The organism is Enterococcus malodoratus (assembly GCF_027659535.1).
GTDB classification, from domain to species: domain Bacteria; phylum Bacillota; class Bacilli; order Lactobacillales; family Enterococcaceae; genus Enterococcus_A; species Enterococcus_A malodoratus.
The window spans coordinates 115,133-134,131 of sequence record NZ_JAQDPG010000011.1 but is presented as its reverse complement, the minus strand read 5'-3'; the positions used below and the strand labels follow the sequence as shown (position 1 = coordinate 134,131).

The following is an 18,999-nucleotide window of genomic DNA, read 5'->3' as shown; positions in this document are numbered from 1 at the left end:
CATCTCCTTTAATATTAAAACGCTTACAATAGAGATGTTAACAATTCTTCACGAAATATTCAAACTTTTTTCGAATTTTCTTATTATTTCTTGTCGATACGATAAAAATGAGCAAAAAAATAAACCTAAGAAGATTGATAATATCTTAGATTTATTTTAAATACAACGAAAAATCCGTTTCTTAAAGTTGGGCCATTCATAAGTATTGTCATGCTAACTAACCAATAACTTAATCAACCGTTCTTCGTTATAATCAACGATCAAGTCAGAAAAATCTTTGAGCAGTTCACTTTCACGAATCCTTTTTCCATCGAAGGAGCCTTTGTATTGTTGAACGATCGCTTGGAGTCTGCTAAATATATTGGCTAGAAAATAGCCTTCACTGAGCGTTTCATTTTTCTGTTCTTGTTTCATTTGTGCTAAATCCTCAAGTAAAATATTTTTCTTGTTTTGGTACCAGGCTTTTGCGGAATTACCGTCGATCGACAGTTCGGCTTGAACTAACCGATCGAAATTCAGTAGCAACTGTTCAAATGAAGCATAGTTGACCAAATAGAAATCTTTTTCTTTCATATATTCAGCCAAATAATAAAAGGTACTGGCTAGTTCACTGTTGCTATTGGGATACTGCGTAAGTTTATATTTCGGTACAAAGATTTTTTTCTCGATTTCTTCTTTGGTCAACGTTTTATACACTTTTATCAGCTTCGTTCCAAAAAGTCTTTTTTTCCTGACTGTAAATTCATTCGTGAGGAATTTAGGCAGCAGATCATTGATAAAGAAGGAATACGTATCCACAACACTATACGGCTGTTCTGGTTTATTTTCACAATCATCGAGATATTCCCAGATGACATCTACGACTAATTTCTCCGAGTCATAACTTGACTGCTCGTAACTGCCGTACACATTGAAAAGCTCTTTCCCCTGCTCATCCTCGATACCGATTCGGTTATTGTCCTCAAAAGGAATAAAAATATACCCCTCTTCAAAGGAGCCGTTGCTCAGCTGATACTTCTGGACGTGCTCGCGAATCGTCTCCCAAAGTTCTACCTCAAGCTGCATCAATTTAAAACGGCTATGACTTCCGCGATAAGGTTCAAAGGCAAATGACTCCAGCTCTTTCATGAAGCGAGTGATTTTTCCTACATAATTTTTGATGAATGTATCGATAACCACACACAGCTCATCCACTTCATCTTGATACAAATAAGCGATACTATTGCCGAAATCCGCAAAGTATTGATCGATTTCTTCTAAGTACAATTTGATAAACTTCCGCATTCCCAGCTTGGCGTCTGTTTCTTTGCCAAAATAAAATAAATCCAATAATTCTTTATGTGTTAAACGTATCTCCGCATCGGGTTTCTTTGCATATCTGCTGAATTGGATCGAACAGCTCGCCTCACGCGAAGCCAGATTATCCATTGGATAGGATGCCGTTAGACGAACGTTTTTATAGTTGATACTAATTGATTTTTCCGCTTCTTCAATCAGCAGCTCCTCTGAAAAATACTCAATTTCAGAAAAAGTGGCGATATCCTGGCTGATTCGATCTAAGGCACCATTAAATAAATGGTTATCAAAGCGTTTCATGTGCTCCATAAAGTCTGTTGGCAGATCTTCCGATTTTTCATGTAACAGGTTCGTTTTAGGCAGTTTGATCACGATCGATTCTTTATCTTCAGAAATTTCTTTGATCTTCTCAAAAAGTTGCTCAAAGGGATCTACCCAATAAATATCTTCCTCTTCTGGATCAACGTAAAATAGAAAAGTTACATATCTTTTTTTGAACCAAAGACGAACCATCGCTGGATTCATTTGCAGGGACACATAATCATCGTCCTCAGCAATTTTTTCTACTCCTTTGTATTGAACAAAAAATTCTCTTCCATTAGCTACTTCCCCCGAAGTAACCGTACACGAAAGATCGATCCCAAAATCATCGTGCATTTTGTTTACAGTACAGTTCCTTGATAAAAATGTGTTTAATAACGATTCCGTTTTATTTTCCATTTCTTGTATCGTTTCCATTTCTACAACCAACGATGTCCCACCTCTCACTTAATCATTTCCATTAACAAAAATAACATTTTTCGCAACTTAAGTAAATGGTCCAGGACTATTTATAATGATAAAATAGTATATTTTATAGTTGTTAAAAATAAATATAACTACATTAATAATAGATAATAAACGAAAAACCTCCTCTTGGTTAAGAGGAGGTTTGCATTATTTTTATATTTATTCTGTTACCCAAAGTTTATTATCATCTTTATACGGCCATTTCTTCGCGCCATTTTCAACGATGAACAAACGAGATTCATCCACACCTTCGTCGATCATTAGCGAGATGGTGCGTTTGGCACCGCCACCGCCGCCAGGACAAACAACATAGATCGGTTTGTCGCCTTCTTTGAATTGATCAACATTATCAACGACTAGCTTTTCTAATTTTTCAGTGTCGACCGGATAAGCTGGCACACTGATTGAATTTGGCATATGGCCTTTGTCAAACTCAGCTTCTGGTTGGATATCGATGATTTGATAGTCCGTTGAATCATCGGTTTCAAGAACCTTTTTCATATCTGCCGGCTTGATCATCTGCCAATCGATATCGGCCTCTGCACGGTCTTCTTTAGCATCCTCTTTTTGGCACCCTGTCAATACTACCGCAAACACCGCTAAAGCGATAATTAATAATCCGCTTACTCTTTTTTTCATTTCTTAAATCCTTCTTTCATTCAATTTTTTGTTGGGATCACTTGATGAGCTTTAACTCTCCATCCGTCAAAAAATTCCCTGCAAAAAAGCATCTATTTGTGTTTTTAATCACATATATTTCGAGGGAAAGATTGTTAAATACACTCGCTTAGAGACTCTAAGTATACTTTCACCTCATAGTCATAGTCGTTTTGACAAATCTTTCACCTCCACGTCAGAATGTAAGGGCTCTCTCAAATCAAAGTATATAGAAAGGAAATTGCTTTTTCAATAACAAAAGGGAAGATTTTTCATTGTTGCAAAATCTTTAATATCAAGTAAAAAAATTGAATGAAATAACGATATTTATTTTAAAAAAAGACATAAAATCACTTTTATGTCTTGCTGCTTAGAACTCGATTCGATTCTTTAGTCCATCGCTATATGCCATTTGCTGATCCGTCGTAATGACGATTCCATCGATGCCTTCATGCTGATTCAATTCAGCCAGAACCTCATGGGCATTTTTCCCAAATAAGCGTGTGGTCCAAATCTCGCCAGCTAATGATTTTTTAGACACGATCGTCAAGCTGGCCAAATCATTTTGGATAGGATAGCCGGTCTGGCTGTCAAAGATGTGATGATAGCTTTGCCCTTGCCACTCGAATTTGCGTTCATAGATGCCTGATGTCACTACCGATTCATTTTGCGCCTTTACGACAGCGACATAATTTCCTCGTGGCAAGAAAGGATTTTGAATCCCGATTCGCCAGCGTCCTTCGGCTCGTTGCGGTGCTGATCCATAAGTCAGCACATTTCCGCCAAGATCAATAAACGCCGCGGCTGCTCCAGCAGCTTTAAATTCAGCAATGATTTTATCAGCAAAGTAGCCCTTGGCTAGCGCGCCCAAATCCAACGCCATACCTGCACGCTCCAAATAGACCATCTGTTTCGCTTCATTTAATTGGATCAAAGCTGGATTAATAATAGCAAGCAGCTCGTGGATTTTTTCTGGTGAGGGATATTTCGCGTCTTTGAAGCCGACCCGCCACTCTTGAATCAAGGGACCGATGGCAATATTCAACGCGCTATCTGATACCAGACTTTGTTCCTTTCCAATTTTAATCAGCTCAAAAAGCTCTTCGTCCACCTTAACCGGCACCTTCCCTGCTTGATGATTGATCTTCATTAACTCGGAGTCATCTACGTTGGCGCTGAAGCGCTGCTCAAAATCGCGTAAACGTTCTTCTGCACTGATCAATAATTCTTCTGATTTTGGATGCTCAACCCAAAGCTTAATGACCGTTCCCATCAAATGCAGTGTCTTTTCATTCATACTCGTGTTCCTTCCTTATTCTTCTATTCTCTAGCTTAATGGAATCGTGGACAGAACAAAAGAAGAATTTCTGGAATTGTTTTGAAACCAGCAATGTAATCGCTTATACTTCTAGGTGTGAAAGAAAATTTGTAAAGGGGGATTTTATGCTACTTTTATCTCGGGACAATATCAAACAAGTTTTTACTATGAAGGACGCCATCGAGGCAGACAAGGTTGCCTTCCAATTATTCAGTGAGGACAAAACAGATGTGCCTTTGCGCACGCAAATCGTATCAGAAAAACAAAATGGGACATTTCTATTCATGCCTTCTTATGTACCTGATTTGGATGCGGCGGCATTAAAAATCATCAATATTTTTCCTGACAATATTGATAAGGGCTTGTCATCTGCTCCGGCTCAAGTGCTATTAGTTGATGGCAAGACCGGTTACGTCAACGCTTTATTAGACGGCGTGACCGTTACACAATTCCGAACGGGGGCTGCTTCAGGAGTTGCCTTTGATGTCTTAGGTCGAAAGGACGCTAAGAAAGGCGCTTTGATCGGAACAGGCGGACAAGCCGCGACGCAATTAGAAGCGATGATTTGCGCACGCGATTTGGAGACCGTTTATGTTTTCGATCAAAATCCAGAACGGACGAAAGAATTTTCGGAGCAAATGAGTGAAGAATTGAAGGCTTACGGAACAGAAATTTTACCAGCCGCAACTTCTGATGAAGCCATCGGAGATGCCGACTTGATCGTTACTGTGACTCCGGCTACCTCCCCTGTTTTTGACGGCAGTAAAGTTAAAGCTGGTGCGACTGTCAGCTGTGTTGGCTCATATCAGCCGCACATGCAAGAAATGGACCCGGTTGTTTTGGAACGGGCAAGCAAAATTTATTTTGATTCAGAAGAAGCCGTTCTTTCCGAAGCAGGCGATATTTTGATTCCATTGGAAGACGGCACCATCACCAAAGACGATTTCACTGGTGACATTGGTGAGGTATTAATGGAAAAAATTGGCGGCAGAGAAAATGACGAAGAGATCATCGTCTTCAAGACCGTCGGAATCGGGGCACAAGATTTAGTCACCGCTCAAAAAATCTATGAACGGGCTCTAGAAGAAAAAATTGGAACAGAATGGTGTTAAACAAGTTCCGATTCTTTACAGCAAAAGACTTCAAAAAATAAAATATATAGGAGGAATAAACCATGCCACATTTATCAGTTAGATTATATCCAGGTCGCACGAAAGAGGTAAAACAGGATTTTGCCGAAAAATTGCAGGATCTAGTCGTGAAGGAATTAGGCTGCGAACCAAATGTCGTGTCTGTTTCTTTTAAAGAAATCGAAAAGGAAAAATGGGATGACGTGATCAATGATGAAATCGCGGGTGAAGATATTTATATCGAAGCGGATTTCTAAAGGAGGCCGTGGATGAAAGAACACGCAAGTATTTTTAATGATGTTTTAGGACCGGTAATGATCGGTCCTTCAAGCTCTCATACTGCTGCTTCTGTCCGAATCGGTCGCGCCTTACGTCAAATGGTCGCCGGGAAAATCACATATTTTCAAGCGGATTTCGATCCATCGGGTTCTTTAGCGGCAAGTTATATCACGCAATGTTCCGATATTGGCTTAGTCGGCGGATTACTAGGCATGGACCCCACGGATAGTCGGCTCACCAACGCGATTGAAATTGCCGAAGACGGTGGTATGGAGATTATTTTCCGGATCATCCCTTATGAAAATGAGCACCCCAACACCTATAAAATGACGATTAAAACGGATTTAGGGGAAGAATTAGCTGTAGTCGCTCTTTCTGTCGGCGGCGGAATGATCGAGATCACTGAGATCAATCATTTTGCAGTTGAAGTTACTGGCGGCTTTTATGAAACGCTGCTCTTTGGTGAGGCGTTGAATTTAACGGAAGCAGACTTCGCAGAAAAGATCAGTAAATTCTGTTCCGTTGCCATCAATGAACAGTCTGAAAAAACGCTGCTGCACCTCAAAACGCAGCTGATTATTCCTGAAAATGAAATCGCTTGGCTGAATCAGCAAATGACGGTCGATCGTTTCATCGCTTTTGATCCTGTCTTACCGATCATGTCGCAAAAGGAACCAAAGATGCTCTTTTCAACGGCTGAGGAAATGATTGCTTTGGCAAAAAAAGAAGATTTAGATTTAGCTGATATGGCGCTGCGCTACGAAAGTCATCGTGGCAGTATTTCAGAAGAAGAAGTGTATCAAAAGGCTGAGGCGATTCTTGAGATCATGTCTAATGGAATCAAGGTCGGTTTAGCGGGAACCTCTTACGAAGATCGAATGTTAGGTTCGCAAGCACCGAAGATTCGAGCAAATCGAGACAAATTGATTGGCGATGATCTACCGGCAAAAATCATCGAAAACATTTCTGCTTTAATGGAAGTCAAAAGTTCGATGCAGGTCTTTGTCGCCGCACCCACCGCGGGTTCATGCGGTGCTTTACCGGGAACATTGATCGCGGTCGGTGATTATCAGAAAAAATCTCACGATGATTTGGTACGTGGGTTATTAGCGGCCGGAATGATTGGTGTTTTCATTGCCGAATACGCGACTTTTGCCGCAGAAGTCGCTGGTTGTCAGGCGGAGTGCGGGGCAGGTTCGGGTATGACCGCGGGTGCCCTTGTTCAATTGATGGGCGGTACGATCGAAGAAGCCGTGGATGCCGCATCGATGGCTCTGCAAAACGTTTTCGGAATGGTTTGCGATCCGATCGGCGTGCGCGTGGAAGTCCCTTGCCTTGGGAAAAATATGATGTGCGGTATGAATGCGCTAGGCGCTGCCAACATGTCCTTGGCGGGCTACGCTGTCGTCATTCCATTGGATGAAACGATCGACAGCTTTAATAAAGTGGGTCGAATGATCCCACCTGAATTACGCTGTACCGGTCATGCCGGCTTGGCTCAAACAAAATCAGGTCTAGCGATCGCCGAACATTTAGGCTGTCCGCTGGATTGTTGTTAAGTTAAATTTGCTGAAAAAAATAAGACCAGAGCAGCAGTCTAACCTGTTACTCTGGTTTTGTTGTCTAAAAAATTGAGTCTTATTGCAGTAACTGAGTTGCTATAGAAACGTCATCGCTAAAAGAAGTAGCGCTACAAGAATACAGGCAGCACCTGCAAGTCTAAAGACTGTCGGTCCTTTTTTTCGTGAACTTCTTGTCGTTCTGCTTGTTGGTTTCCGTTTGATTGGGAAAAGTAAAAGCAGTAATCCTAAAACAGCAAGGACACCCGGTAATAGATAATTCTTTTTTTGATCCGAAGATGAGTTGCTTGTAGCCGGCAGCTGTTCTTTTTTTGCCTTATCTGTCTTCGCTTCTTGATAATTTAGTGACAATTTAGGCATCTTCTCGGTTAACTGCTCGTTTTTATTCGCTAACATCACCTGATTGCCTTGGATAGTCAATTTTGGTTTCTCATTCTTTTTCACTACACCATAGAAGTCTCGATCTAGTTTAATCGTTTTATCCTCTATGCCGTGTTCTCCTTTGGGTAAAAGCAAACGATGCTCGTATTCATCAAAGGTTTTTTTCAGCAATGCATTTCCAAAAGGATGTCGATAATATTCACCATCTTGATCCGACCAGTCTCCAACACCTAGGATTACTTCAATCAATCGCGTGTCTCCCCGCTTGGCTGTGGCAATATAATTGAAGGCACTGCTAGGCCCAGAACCGGTCTTCAAACCATCGACTCCTTCAAACCCGTATTTTGCGCCAGGCAATGAATAATTGTATGTCTCAAAGGTTTCTTCATAAGGGGTGCCCTCCATGGCAGTAACCTTTGCTTGACTCGTAAACTCTAATACCTCGGGATGATCATTGAGTAAAAAGAAGACCATCGTGGCCAAGTCACGGGCAGTAGACGTGTTGCTTCCATTAGGATCAAAACCAGCTGGACTATAAAGTCCCTCAAAGCTTACCGCGGAAGCACCACTACAATTGTAAAAAGCCGTGTTATTCATTCCGATTGTTTTGGCTTTTTCATTCATTTTTCGGATGAACTCACCAGAATCATTCTTTGAAACGGTGTTTGCCAACATTACCGTCGCTACATTCGATGATGGAACAATAACCATTTTTAGTAATTCTCTTAACGGATACTCGACACCCGCCACAATTTTATTATTGCTGATCGCATACAATTGGCTGATTTCTTGGTCTTTCTCAGTCGCTGTGATTTTAGTATCCAAATTCATTTTGCCTTCTTTTATGGCATCAAATACTAAAAAAACGGTCATCATTTTGGATATACTCGCCGGTTCCCTCACTACTTCAGAATTCTCTTCCCATAATATCTGACCATTCGCCCCATCAATTACGATAGAAGCTTTTGGCTTATTCACCTCTAAAACATCTGTATACCCTGCTGCTTTAGTTATTTCCATAATATCTTCAGCCGCAAAGACAGGTGTTTCTAAAGAAATTAAGCATAGAGTAACTAATAAAAAGACAATTTTTTTGATTGCAAGTCCCCCTTATTTCGTCAAATCATACTTAAAATTTTAGCATATCTAATAAAAATAGTTTAGAATTTTTTAAATAGTAAATTTTATAGCTAAGAAAAACTGAGAAATAAATAGTCCAAAACTTGTTTATTTAAATTTGCGCAAGTAAAAAGTGTTCAAAAGATTGATTCCACCTTTTGAACACTTTAAAATTTATTCACGTCAAATTAAAAAATAATTTTCTACCGAATCCTCTTAAGCCTCAGCTATTTTTTGCTTGATTCCTTCAAAGTTGTTCTCTACGAGCTCATGCTCATCGTTTATACTTCAATAATCTTCGGTTGTCGTTTTACATAAGGCAAAAATTTCTTCAGGACATCCTCCGTTTTCAATTTCAAGTAACCAGTCGTAGTTCCATCACTGCAACCGTAATACTCTTGGTCGCAAACATCCTTGTCCAGAACAAGCTGGACCTTTCCGGCTTCCTTCAATAACGTGCTGAAAATTGTCGCTGCACCAATTTTTGTCCCCAGCATCGAATCCATCCGCTCGGCTGACGCAAAAGAAACGCGGGCAATTTCTAAGGCCTGACTAAATTCTTTTGATTTAAACGGCTTATCACCACTAGTCACGAATAGATAGAAATTAGTTTTTTGACGATTACATAAGAACAGCGTCTTCACCATATCCATATCCAGCCGTTCATTGATCTGCTGGCAATCCTCCATCGTGATGACTTCCTCAGTTTCCACCCGTTGGAAATCTATTTCTAATTCTTGCAAGACTTGGTAGACCTTTTCTTGCAAAGGCGTGTCGCATGCTGCGGGCACCGCCGTATACACTTCACTTACAAAGACCATTTTACTCATTCCTTCTTGAATAGTTAATAGTAGTAATCTATCATAGAATCTAAGATTACAAAAACGAATTTTAATCATATTTAGCATGACGAAAACAGATGCAAAGATATCAGTTCAACTTTTCTCAGAAATACAAACAAGGAGGAACAACCATGGATATGAACATTCAAAAATACATCGCTTTTGTCAAAACGGTCGAACTAGGTAGCTTTACTAAGGCCGCTAAAATTTTGAACTATTCTCAATCCGGGATCAGCCGCATGATCAATGATCTTGAACAAGAGTGGGGCATTACCTTATTAGAACGAAATCGTGCTGGCCTGCGCCTGACTTCCGACGGTATGAATGTCCTGCCTTATGCTAAAGAGTTAGCAGAGAAATATCAAACGCTGCAAAATCAACTAGCCGAGCTTGGGCATTTAGACACGGGCCTGATCCGTATCGGGACTTTTTCTAGTGTCGCAACTCACTGGCTGCCGGAGGCGATCAAAACTTTTCAAGCTGACTATCCTAAGATCGATTTTGAATTATTGTTGGGCGACTACGAAGAGATCGAGCAATGGATATTAGAAGGTCGGGTTGACTTTGGTTTTTCACGCTTGCCTGCTGCTCATGATTTGGAACAAAAGTTTCTGCATGATGATGAACAACTGGTCGTTCTGCCACAGGGACATCCTTTTTTGAATAAAGAAAAGATTCCTGTAACGGATTTAGAGCATCAGCCGTTTATTTTACTGGAACGTGAAGGCAATTCCGATATCACCGAATTATTGACGGATGCTAAGGTCCAGCCGCAGATCAAATTTCGGACATGGGATGATTATTCTATCTTAGCAATGGTGGAGAAAAATTTAGGCATCAGTATTTTGCCAAAATTAATTTTGCAGCGAATCGCTTACCAAATTGAGACGAGACCGTTAGAAAAACCGGTATTTCGTAAAGTCGGCATCCTCTATCGCAACCCGTCATTACTCTCTTTAGCCAGCCGAGAATTTCTAAAATTGTTTCTTGAATTTTGAGCTAAAAAGGACTTATTTTCCATACCAATAGTTCAACGAATCACAAAATTTTCGGATTTTGTGGTTTTTTCATTTTGTTTATTGTTATAATTATAGAAAAAGGAGCTATGGGAGGACTTATGGCACAGATTATTTTTTATGTATTGATTGGTCTGATGATCTTTCAAGCATTCATGCTTGTACGCGATGTATTGGCTCATCGTGATGATTTAGGACCGGGAAATTGGTTGATTAGCGGTATTATTGGTTTTATCGCGGACTTTGCGGACACGATCGGAATTGGGAGTTTTGCACTCACCACCATGATGTTAAACATTACGAAACAAAACAATGACGATAGAAAATTACCGGGGATTTTAAACGTTGGACATGCGATCCCTGTATTGACTGAAGCTGTGATTTTCGTCACAGTTATCAAAGTAGATGCGTTAACACTAGTTGCCTTGATCCTCGCGGCAATCGTTGGATCTTGGTTCGGTTCAAAATTTGTAACAAAATTATCGGAAACAGCCGTTCAAAAATGGATCGGCTGGGCACTATTGATTACGGCTATTTTGATGCTGCTGCGTCAGACAGAAGTCATTGCGTTATTAGGAAAAGGGAACACCGCGATGGGATTGACCGGAGCAAAATTGATCATCGGAATCGTCGGAAACTTCTTATTTGGAGCTTTGATGACAGTCGGTGTTGGTTTATACGCACCATGTATGGCGATGGTCTATATGTTGGGAATGACACCACTTGCAGCCTTCCCGATCATGATGTGTTCATGTGCGGGGCTTCAGCCAGTCGCTAGTATCAACTTCATTCGTGAGAAAGCTTACTCTAGAAAGATTGCTTTGGCGATTACGATCGGTGGTATCCCCGGTGTAATCATCGCCTCACAATTCTTAATGAACTTAGACATTTCAATGGTTACCTATTTAGTAATTGTTATTATTTTCTATACAGGAATCCAATACATTTTGAAATCGCGTAAAACTGCTTCATTAGCTTAACAAGCCACATAACAAAAATAGCGATGTGCCATTTCTGGTACATCGCTATTTTTCTCCTTTATGAAAAGCTTTGACCTTTTCCAATAGAAACAAAACGGCCACTAAAACCAAAATCGAGATCGACAGCAATAAGGAATTAGCACCATTTCCATGGGCCAATAAAAGTTCTCGCAAGATAGCGGTAATACTGATCAAAATCAAATAACGTACAGGAATATGGTGTCCTTCTTTGATGTAGCGCAGCAGCATCAAAATGACCTCCAGCAAAATGAAGAGCGTTGCGATCTCTTCGATCAACAGGGTCAATTCAGAAACATTATTTAACGGGATCACATGTAGAATAATATTAAAAATTCCCTCCCCCATAACGATCACCACAACGATGATCAGCAAAGCCAATAAGATATCAACGATCGTACTGATTGCTTTTTCAAATTTCAAAAAGTAATTTTCTTTCATCGTGCGTCCCCCTCGTTCCATTTTCATCTAAATTATAGCAATTCTTTTCTTAAACAAAAAAAGATATGCGCCGACCATAACTGACTCAATGGTAAAAATTCGAAACCTCTTAGCGAAAAAAACGCCTCGTCTCTTTTGCGGGACGAGGAACGTTTCATTTATACTACATCAATCGTGACATCCACTGTTTGAATCGGTACATCGTAAAAAGGATCTTCACGGCGGCCTAAGAAATCTTTGGCTTGCTGCGGGAACAAAGCATAGGATAAAACATCCTCTGCTGTTTTCGCATAACCATCGATCTCTGCCGCAAAGGCTGCTAGTTGCGGAGCAATCAAATCGGCTGGCCGTTCTGTGATTACTGGTTCATCCCCAATAATTTTTTGTTTGATCTCTTCTGCGATCGCTACAGGCGGCCGGCCGTACAGACCGCGAACATAATCCTTGATCTCACTTGGGACCAATTTATAGCGTTCTTGCGAAATAATATTCATCAGCGCTTGAGTTCCCACCATCTGAGATAAAGGAGTCACTAACGGCGGGTACCCTAGATCTGCCCGCACTTTTGGAATTTCTTTCAATACCTCTTCATATTTATCTTCAAGATTTTGTTCTTTTAACTGGCTCAATAAATTGGACAGCATTCCGCCAGGGACTTGATAGGTCAACGTTTTCGGTTCAACGTCTTTAACTTTTGGATTCAGTAGTCCTTCTTCTCTAAAACGGTCGCGAATTGGATTGAAGTGCTCGGCAATTTTTGAAACTTCGGTCATTTTTATCCCAGTTTCAAAACCCAATTCCTCTAACGCCATAACCATCGACTCGGTCGCCGGTTGACTCGTGCCGCCAGCAAAAGAGGAGATGCTTGTATCGATGATGTCGGCTCCTGCTTCTGCGACTTTTAAATAAGTCATTTCCGAGATACCACTCGTCGCATGGGTATGAACTTCTAATGGCAGGTCAATCTTTTCTTTGATTCGGCTAACCAATTCGAACCCTGTTTTAGGTGTCAAAACTCCCGCCATATCTTTGATACAGATAGAATCTGCTCCGATCGCAGCCATTTCCTGCGCCAACGCTACATAGTAATCGACAGTATGAAAATCACTTGTCGTATAAGAAACCGCTGTTTGACAATGTCCGCCCGCTTCTTTAGTCGCTTGGATAGCTGTCTGCAAATTGCGAACATCATTCAGGGCATCAAACACACGAATAATATCGATGCCATTTTGAATGGATTTCTCTACAAAATCCCGCACTACATCATCCGCATAGTTTTTATAGCCTAATAAGTTTTGTCCTCGCAAAAGCATTTGTAATTTTGTGTTTTTAACTTCTTGGCGAATGGTACGCAGCCTTTCCCACGGATCTTCATTCAAAAAACGAATGCAGGAATCAAATGTTGCACCGCCCCACATCTCTAATGAATGATAGCCCGCTTTGTCCATTGTTTTCAAAATCGGAAGCATATCCGCGAGCGGCATCCGTGTCGCGATCTGGCTTTGCTGACCATCGCGTAAAACAGTTTCCATGAAACGTATTTTTTTAGTCATTTTGATGCACTTTCCCCTTTTCTACAATTTCAATGATTTTTGTTTGAATCTCTTCTATAGTATGGCGGCGGGAACGCCCGCAAATTTTGGCGTTGGCATCACATACAAAGCACTTTCTCGGTAACAGATTCAACTCCGCTCTGCCAATCGCCTGAATTTCTTCCCCATCCATGGATAGAACATCCAGATCGACCAATCGTCCATAATCGTGATTCTCTTCGATCTCAACCATCCGATGCTTCAGCTCTTCTTTAGCTAAAGGAACCAATAGATAGTATTCAATGCCTGTCGGTTCCTCGCGAAAAAGATTCACTAAAGGGGTGACATCGTTCACCGCTTCCTCAATGGCTTCCATGACTCGCTGAAAAACCTGACTGAACGTTTCGGAGTATTTGACCGGACCCGGAATATTCATCGTGGCTGATAATAAAACTTCTTCCGTGTCCGCGCTCAGTAACTCCCGTTGTGTTTTTACCCGCAGTTCTCGTGCTGCCAACATTTCTGATAAGCTGATTTTTGAACCAGAAAAAATCGAATTAGACATTTTTTACCACATCGATAATGGAACCGTCACGATATTCAATCAAGGCAACGACTTTATCGCCATACTGAATCGGCATTGGTTCACCGACAATGCTGTAGGCTTTTTCTTTCAGCTCTTCAATACTGAATTGTGGGACATCAATTTTTTTGAAGTGTTCGATCAGATCTTGGCGATTGGGATTGATAGCCACGCCAAGCTCAGTTACTACGACATCGACACTCGTTCCCGGTGTAACGACTGTATTCACGGTATCAACGACTGTTGGGATGCGTCCGCGAACCAACGGAGCGATTATCATGCTCATTTGACACGCCATGCTGGTATCGGAATGTCCGCCGGAAGCCCCGCGAATCACACCATCTGAACCCGTAATCACGTTGACGTTATAATCCGTATCGATCTCTAACGCGGAAAGGATCGCGATATCCAATTGATTGATGACTGAGCCTTTGCTTAATGGAGAAGCGTACATGTTCGCGTCAATCTCATAGTGATTCGCGTTTTTTGCAAGTGAAAGAGCGGACGCATGATCAAAATCTTGTACATCGATAATTTTTTCAACGAGGCCTTCTTCGGCTAATTCCACCATCGCATTCGTGATTCCGCCTAATGCAAAGCCTGCCTTGATATCATCTTTGATCATCGCTTCGCGAATAAAACGAGAAACCGCTAATGACGCGCCGCCAGTCCCTGTTTGAAATGAAAACCCGTTTTTGTAATAAGGTGAATTGGTAATTATTTTCGCTGCATATTCGGCGATCAATAATTCTTTTGGGTTTTTCGTGAAGCGTGTCGCTCCTTTAGCAATCCCTTGCGGATCACCGATCGCGTCGATTTCTACCACATAATCAACATCCGTTTGAGGAATGCTGATTGGTGTGTTCGGAAACGGCATCAAGGTATCGGTGATGATCACGACTTTATCGGCATATTTCGCATCAACCATTGCGTACCCTAAGGAACCGCAAGTCGCTTTTCCGACTGTTCCATTAACATTGCCGTAAGCATCAGAACTAGGTGCTCCTAGAAAAGCTACATCAATATGCAGATCGCCCGTTGCGATTGCCCGTGCTCTGCCGCCGTGGGAACGAATCACTACAGGATTTTCTAAAATACCTTCAGAAATCGCCGCACCAACTTTGTCTCTTAGTCCACTAGAGGTGATGTTCGTGACAACCCCATTCTTGATATGGTCGATCAATGGCGCATGCACATTTGCGATCGAACTTGGCGCGATCGAGATATTTTTGAAACCCATATCCGCGATTTCTTGCATTACTCTATTCATTACAAAGTCGCCTTCGCGGAAATGATGATGAAAAGAAATCGTCATCCCATCTTGCAATCCAGTTTTTTCAATCGCTTCGCGGAGATCTTTTACCATTTTTGAAGCTCGTGGACGAATAGGTTCAATCTTTCGGCTTGCTTCTTGATAGGCGTCGATATGAGCTAGCTCACCAGCATAAATCTGATATTTTTCTGCGTATTCTTGAGGAATTTCTTTGTTCACTTGATTGATCGCCATGCTTAAATCTCCTCCTCTGTAATCAGTTTGGCGGCTTTAGCTATCGCGATCACGCGCTCTGCCCGCTCAACGATCGGCTTGTCCACCATTTTGCCATTCACTGAAATGACACCCGAACCTTTGGCCTCCGCCTCGCGAATTCCCCAAATCACTTCTTTTGCATTTTGCAGCTCTGCTTCGGTCGGCGTATAAATCGCATTTACTAAGGGAATCTGGCGTGGATTAATGACTGATTTTCCATCAAAGCCTAATTGTTTGATCAAGGACACTTCATTTTTGAAGCCTTCCGCATTATCCACATCGGAATAAACCGTATCGATTGCTGCGATTCCAGCTGCTCGAGCAGCATGCAAAATCATACTGCGGGCAAAAAATAGTTCCTGTCCATCTGGATAGCGCTTGGTTTTCATGTTGGTCACATAGTCTTCCGCACCTAGAGCGATCCCAATCAAGCGAGTTGAAGCCTTCGCAATTTCTCGGGCATTCAATACGCCTTCAGCCGACTCGATGGCGGCCATCATTTTGGTTGTCCCAACCGGGATTCCATTTGCTGCTTCGACGTTGGTGATCACCTCATCAACATCCACGATGTCTTGCGCCGTTTCTGTTTTCGGCAACCGAATCACATCTGCACCAGCCAGAACCATCGCCTCAACATCGGCCGCGCCATCCGTATCTAAACTGTTTATTCGCACTACAGTCTCAACTTGACTAAAGTCAAAAGTCTTCAAGGCAAAATGAACCAGCACGCGGGCAGAATCTTTTTCCTTTAAAGAGACAGCGTCTTCTAAATCAAACATGATCGAGTCCGCCCCATATAGCGGAGCATCTCTCAACATCGCCGCATTCGCTCCGGGAACAAACATCATCGTTCTTCTTAAACGTTCCATGAGTCGATCTCCTTCCAATTGTAGACGGATTCTCCGGCCGCTCGATAAACTGTCGTGATTGTTCGTGCTTTGATCGTACAGTCCAACGCGCCTTTATCCACCGCGATGACTTTGGCGGATGAAACGCCTAATTCTTTTAATGTGTCTTTGATCACTTGTCGAATCTGCTGACCAAATTGCTTTTCAACACTGCTGTCCAGAGAAATACTGATCTCCGGTTGAGAATTTCGGTCAATGGTGATCATGATATCACTTGATTCTACTGTCCCAGTGACAGCTTTTTGCTTGATTTCCATTCTTCTTCACCTCTTGATTGAATTTGTTCTTTCAAATAATCGTAGGTCGTTGCTGGTAATAATCTGCTAAGTAATTCCTGATTATTTTGCTGATAAGCTGCTCGTACTTTAGTAGCGCTGACGATCTCTCCTTCAACAGCGATCCTAGGTAAAATAGATAACGTCAATTCTTCACCAAATATTTTTTGCATCGTTTCATTATAAATTTCCGTGACCTCTGAATAAGGTTCATCCCCTACAAAGCGCCGTTGAATGGCTAAAGCTGGTGCAATTTTCTCTTTAAACAAAAGAGCATCCAGCTCCGCTTGTTGGGAAGCCTTTTTCGCTTCAGTCTGATCTTTCAAAAAATAGGTAGGAAAGGTCGCCGATGAGATCAAATAGTCCCCCGTCAATAAGACCTCAACGTTTTTTAGATGCGCCACACCTCGTTTGACCATCTCCAACCGATCCTCCGTAGAAAATTCAGATCGATCTTCCGATAAGACAAAAACATAAACGAACGGACTTTCCTGTGCGGCCCTCTCAACCAAATACTGATGTCCTTTAGTAAAAGGATTAGCATTCATCACGATCCCGCTAGCACTGTCACCCTTTTTCTTCCGACTTGAATACTCGAGATAGTCCTCAAAGGTCGGCAATCCTTGCTCCATAAAAAGAATCTGATCGGTCTTCACGATTTCATGAAACCCTAAAGATTGAAAAATAGCTTGATTGCTTGGCTTAGTATATAGAAAATAATGTGTCTGGTTTTCCTCTCTCAATCGTTCCAATAAATGGATCACCAGCTGTGTTAATAAGTTTTCGGATTGAAATTCTTCTGCTACAGACAAGCATTTGAGGATGTTTCGTTGATAAGAGCCCGTCGCGATTAATCGGTCTCCCTGATAGATCCCCGCACTGTAATCAAGCTTTTCATTCACATCGATCTTGGTTTCTCGCAATAATAACGACCAATCCTTATATGCTTTAGGGTCCTTTTCTAGCCAAAGTCGTTTTATCCTGTACATACGGCATGCTCTTTTCTTAACGTTTTACTGGAAATAATTTCGTTAATGCCAGCGACGCCAAATAAATGACCATGATTACGACAAAAACGCCGCCCCAGCCCAGCACCAATAACTCCAATGATTTTTGCAATGCTTCTGACATGAAACTTCCTCCTTGTTTCTATTTAATAGGATGACTTTTGCGGTGATTGATAGTTTATTGATTAAGTCAATAACGCCAGTAGTAAACCGCCGGCGATAACCGAGGCAATCTGACCAGAAACATTGGCGCCCGCCGCATGCATCAGAATAAAGTTTTGTGGATCTTCATCCGTCGCCATTTTTTGGATCACGCGACTAGACATCGGAAAGGCAGAGATTCCTGCGGCACCGATCATTGGATTGATTTTTTCTTTTCGGAATAGATTCAATAGCTTGGCAAAAAGTACGCCGCCCACTGAGTCCATAACAAATGCAACCAGCCCTAAACCGATAACCATTAATGTATCTAATCTTAAAAAATCGGCATATTGCATTTTGACTGAAATTGTCAGCCCCAATAAAATACTGATGATATTCACTAATTCGTTTTGCGCAGTTAGAGACAATCGTTCCAATACACCACATTCTCGCAATAAGTTCCCAAACATTAAAAAGCCGACTAACGGTAAAGACACTGGTGCAATCAAACCCGCTACGATCGTAATAACGATCGGGAATAAAATTTTAGCTGTTTGCGAAACTTCGCCCGCGCGGTAAGTCATGCGAATCGTTCGTTCATGTTTCGTTGTAACTGCCTTGATGGCAATTGGCTGAATGATCGGTACTAAGGCCATATAAGAATAAGCCGCGACCATGATCGCTCCCATATATCTTGAATTCAACGTATTCGCCACAAAAATAGAAGTTGGACCATCGGCTGCACCGATAATCCCGATCGATACCGCATCGTTCAAGTCAAAACCGATCACTACGGCAACGATGATTGTAAAAAAGATACCGAATTGTGCCGCAGCACCAAATAATAGTAGAAATGGGTTTTGCAGCAATGGGCCAAAGTCGATCATCGCTCCGATCCCAATAAACAACAGTAATGGGAATAGCTCAGTACTGATCCCAAAATCAAATAAAACTTGAAAAGGTCCTGCTTCTCCGCCAGCGCTCAACACACCGGATGCTGGGAAATTCACTAGGATAGTACCCAGTCCCATCGGAACAAGCAGCGTTGGTTCATACTCTTTCTTAATTCCTAAATACATCAATATTCCGCGATAACCATCATCACTATCCGACCTGGCTCTTGGCCCATACCTATTACACCTTGGATCAACGTCTCCAAAAATCTTCACTTCCTCTTTT

18 protein-coding genes and 1 pseudogene are annotated in these 18,999 nt (G+C 41.7%); 5 read left to right on the top strand and 14 right to left on the bottom strand.

The features are described 5' to 3' along the window. Positions 1 to 213: 213 nt before the first annotated feature. The 3 genes from PGP85_RS17055 to PGP85_RS17045 form a co-directional block, all read right to left on the bottom strand. A complete protein-coding gene (locus tag PGP85_RS17055; RefSeq protein WP_270328580.1) occupies positions 214 to 2,046 on the bottom strand; it encodes a DUF4365 domain-containing protein in 1,833 nt (610 codons plus the stop codon). A 198-nt stretch (positions 2,047 to 2,244) separates the two neighbouring features. Then, positions 2,245 to 2,724, bottom strand: a complete 480-nt coding sequence (locus PGP85_RS17050; protein WP_270328579.1) for a rhodanese-like domain-containing protein — start codon at positions 2,722 to 2,724, stop codon at positions 2,245 to 2,247. 388 nt (positions 2,725 to 3,112) lie between these two features. Further along, positions 3,113 to 4,039 carry an FAD:protein FMN transferase gene (locus PGP85_RS17045; RefSeq protein ID WP_270328578.1) on the bottom strand — a complete coding sequence of 309 codons (927 nt, stop codon included), beginning with the start codon at positions 4,037 to 4,039 and terminating at the stop codon, positions 3,113 to 3,115. A gap of 146 nt (positions 4,040 to 4,185) precedes the next feature. Between PGP85_RS17045 and PGP85_RS17040 the strand changes: the two genes are divergently transcribed. From PGP85_RS17040 to PGP85_RS17030, 3 genes are all read left to right on the top strand, one after another. Continuing rightward, positions 4,186 to 5,172, top strand: a complete 987-nt coding sequence (locus PGP85_RS17040; RefSeq protein WP_270328577.1) for an ornithine cyclodeaminase family protein — start codon at positions 4,186 to 4,188, stop codon at positions 5,170 to 5,172. Positions 5,173 to 5,234: 62 nt separating this feature from the next. Continuing rightward, positions 5,235 to 5,447 carry a tautomerase family protein gene (locus PGP85_RS17035; protein WP_090403693.1) on the top strand — a complete coding sequence of 71 codons (213 nt, stop codon included), beginning with the start codon at positions 5,235 to 5,237 and terminating at the stop codon, positions 5,445 to 5,447. Positions 5,448 to 5,459: 12 nt separating this feature from the next. After that, positions 5,460 to 7,028 carry an L-serine ammonia-lyase, iron-sulfur-dependent, subunit alpha gene (locus tag PGP85_RS17030; protein ID WP_270328576.1) on the top strand — a complete coding sequence of 523 codons (1,569 nt, stop codon included), beginning with the start codon at positions 5,460 to 5,462 and terminating at the stop codon, positions 7,026 to 7,028. A 99-nt stretch (positions 7,029 to 7,127) separates the two neighbouring features. Here the strand turns inward: PGP85_RS17030 and PGP85_RS17025 are convergent, their stop codons facing one another. Continuing rightward, a complete protein-coding gene (locus tag PGP85_RS17025; RefSeq protein ID WP_270328575.1) occupies positions 7,128 to 8,450 on the bottom strand; it encodes a DUF1958 domain-containing protein in 1,323 nt (440 codons plus the stop codon). A 380-nt stretch (positions 8,451 to 8,830) separates the two neighbouring features. After that, positions 8,831 to 9,370 (bottom strand): prolyl-tRNA synthetase associated domain-containing protein, encoded by a 540-nt coding sequence (locus PGP85_RS17020; protein WP_010743084.1) that lies wholly within the window; start codon positions 9,368 to 9,370, stop codon positions 8,831 to 8,833. A 152-nt stretch (positions 9,371 to 9,522) separates the two neighbouring features. Here PGP85_RS17020 and PGP85_RS17015 point away from each other — a divergent pair, with 152 nt between their 5' ends. Next, positions 9,523 to 10,389: a LysR family transcriptional regulator gene (locus PGP85_RS17015; RefSeq protein WP_270328574.1), complete on the top strand. Its 867-nt coding sequence runs from the start codon at positions 9,523 to 9,525 to the stop codon at positions 10,387 to 10,389. 86 nt (positions 10,390 to 10,475) lie between these two features. Beyond that, positions 10,476 to 11,387, top strand: a complete 912-nt coding sequence (locus tag PGP85_RS17010) for a TSUP family transporter (RefSeq protein ID WP_408639903.1) — start codon at positions 10,476 to 10,478, stop codon at positions 11,385 to 11,387. A 45-nt stretch (positions 11,388 to 11,432) separates the two neighbouring features. On the opposite strand, the gene PGP85_RS17005 is transcribed toward PGP85_RS17010, so the two are convergent. The 9 genes and pseudogenes from PGP85_RS17005 to PGP85_RS16965 form a co-directional block, all read right to left on the bottom strand. Further along, positions 11,433 to 11,846 carry a phosphate-starvation-inducible PsiE family protein gene (locus PGP85_RS17005; RefSeq protein ID WP_010743081.1) on the bottom strand — a complete coding sequence of 138 codons (414 nt, stop codon included), beginning with the start codon at positions 11,844 to 11,846 and terminating at the stop codon, positions 11,433 to 11,435. Positions 11,847 to 12,004: 158 nt separating this feature from the next. After that, the gene (locus PGP85_RS17000; RefSeq protein ID WP_270328573.1) at positions 12,005 to 13,399 is read right to left on the bottom strand and encodes an oxaloacetate decarboxylase subunit alpha; all 1,395 of its coding nucleotides are present in this window, start codon (positions 13,397 to 13,399) and stop codon (positions 12,005 to 12,007) included. Next, on the bottom strand, positions 13,392 to 13,943 hold the full coding sequence (citX, locus tag PGP85_RS16995) for a citrate lyase holo-[acyl-carrier protein] synthase (RefSeq protein ID WP_270328572.1): 552 nt from the start codon (positions 13,941 to 13,943) through the stop codon (positions 13,392 to 13,394). The genes PGP85_RS17000 and citX overlap by 8 nt, the downstream gene beginning before the upstream one ends. Continuing rightward, a complete protein-coding gene (gene citF / locus PGP85_RS16990; protein ID WP_270328571.1) occupies positions 13,936 to 15,468 on the bottom strand; it encodes a citrate lyase subunit alpha in 1,533 nt (510 codons plus the stop codon). Before citF ends, citX begins: the two co-directional genes overlap by 8 nt. A 2-nt stretch (positions 15,469 to 15,470) precedes the next feature. Then, positions 15,471 to 16,358, bottom strand: coding sequence for a citrate (pro-3S)-lyase subunit beta (gene citE, locus PGP85_RS16985; protein ID WP_270328570.1), 888 nt, complete (start codon positions 16,356 to 16,358; stop codon positions 15,471 to 15,473). After that, complete coding sequence (citD, locus tag PGP85_RS16980; protein WP_251865638.1) at positions 16,346 to 16,654, bottom strand: citrate lyase acyl carrier protein; 309 nt, start codon at positions 16,652 to 16,654, stop codon at positions 16,346 to 16,348. Before citD ends, citE begins: the two co-directional genes overlap by 13 nt. Continuing rightward, positions 16,618 to 17,661, bottom strand: coding sequence for a [citrate (pro-3S)-lyase] ligase (gene citC / locus PGP85_RS16975; protein ID WP_270328569.1), 1,044 nt, complete (start codon positions 17,659 to 17,661; stop codon positions 16,618 to 16,620). The genes citD and citC overlap by 37 nt, the downstream gene beginning before the upstream one ends. Positions 17,662 to 17,677: 16 nt before the next feature. Continuing rightward, on the bottom strand, positions 17,678 to 17,803 hold the full coding sequence (locus PGP85_RS16970) for an OadG-related small transporter subunit (protein WP_010743074.1): 126 nt from the start codon (positions 17,801 to 17,803) through the stop codon (positions 17,678 to 17,680). 61 nt (positions 17,804 to 17,864) lie between these two features. Next, a pseudogene (locus PGP85_RS16965) lies at positions 17,865 to 18,979 on the bottom strand (sodium ion-translocating decarboxylase subunit beta). Positions 18,980 to 18,999: the final 20 nt, after the last annotated feature.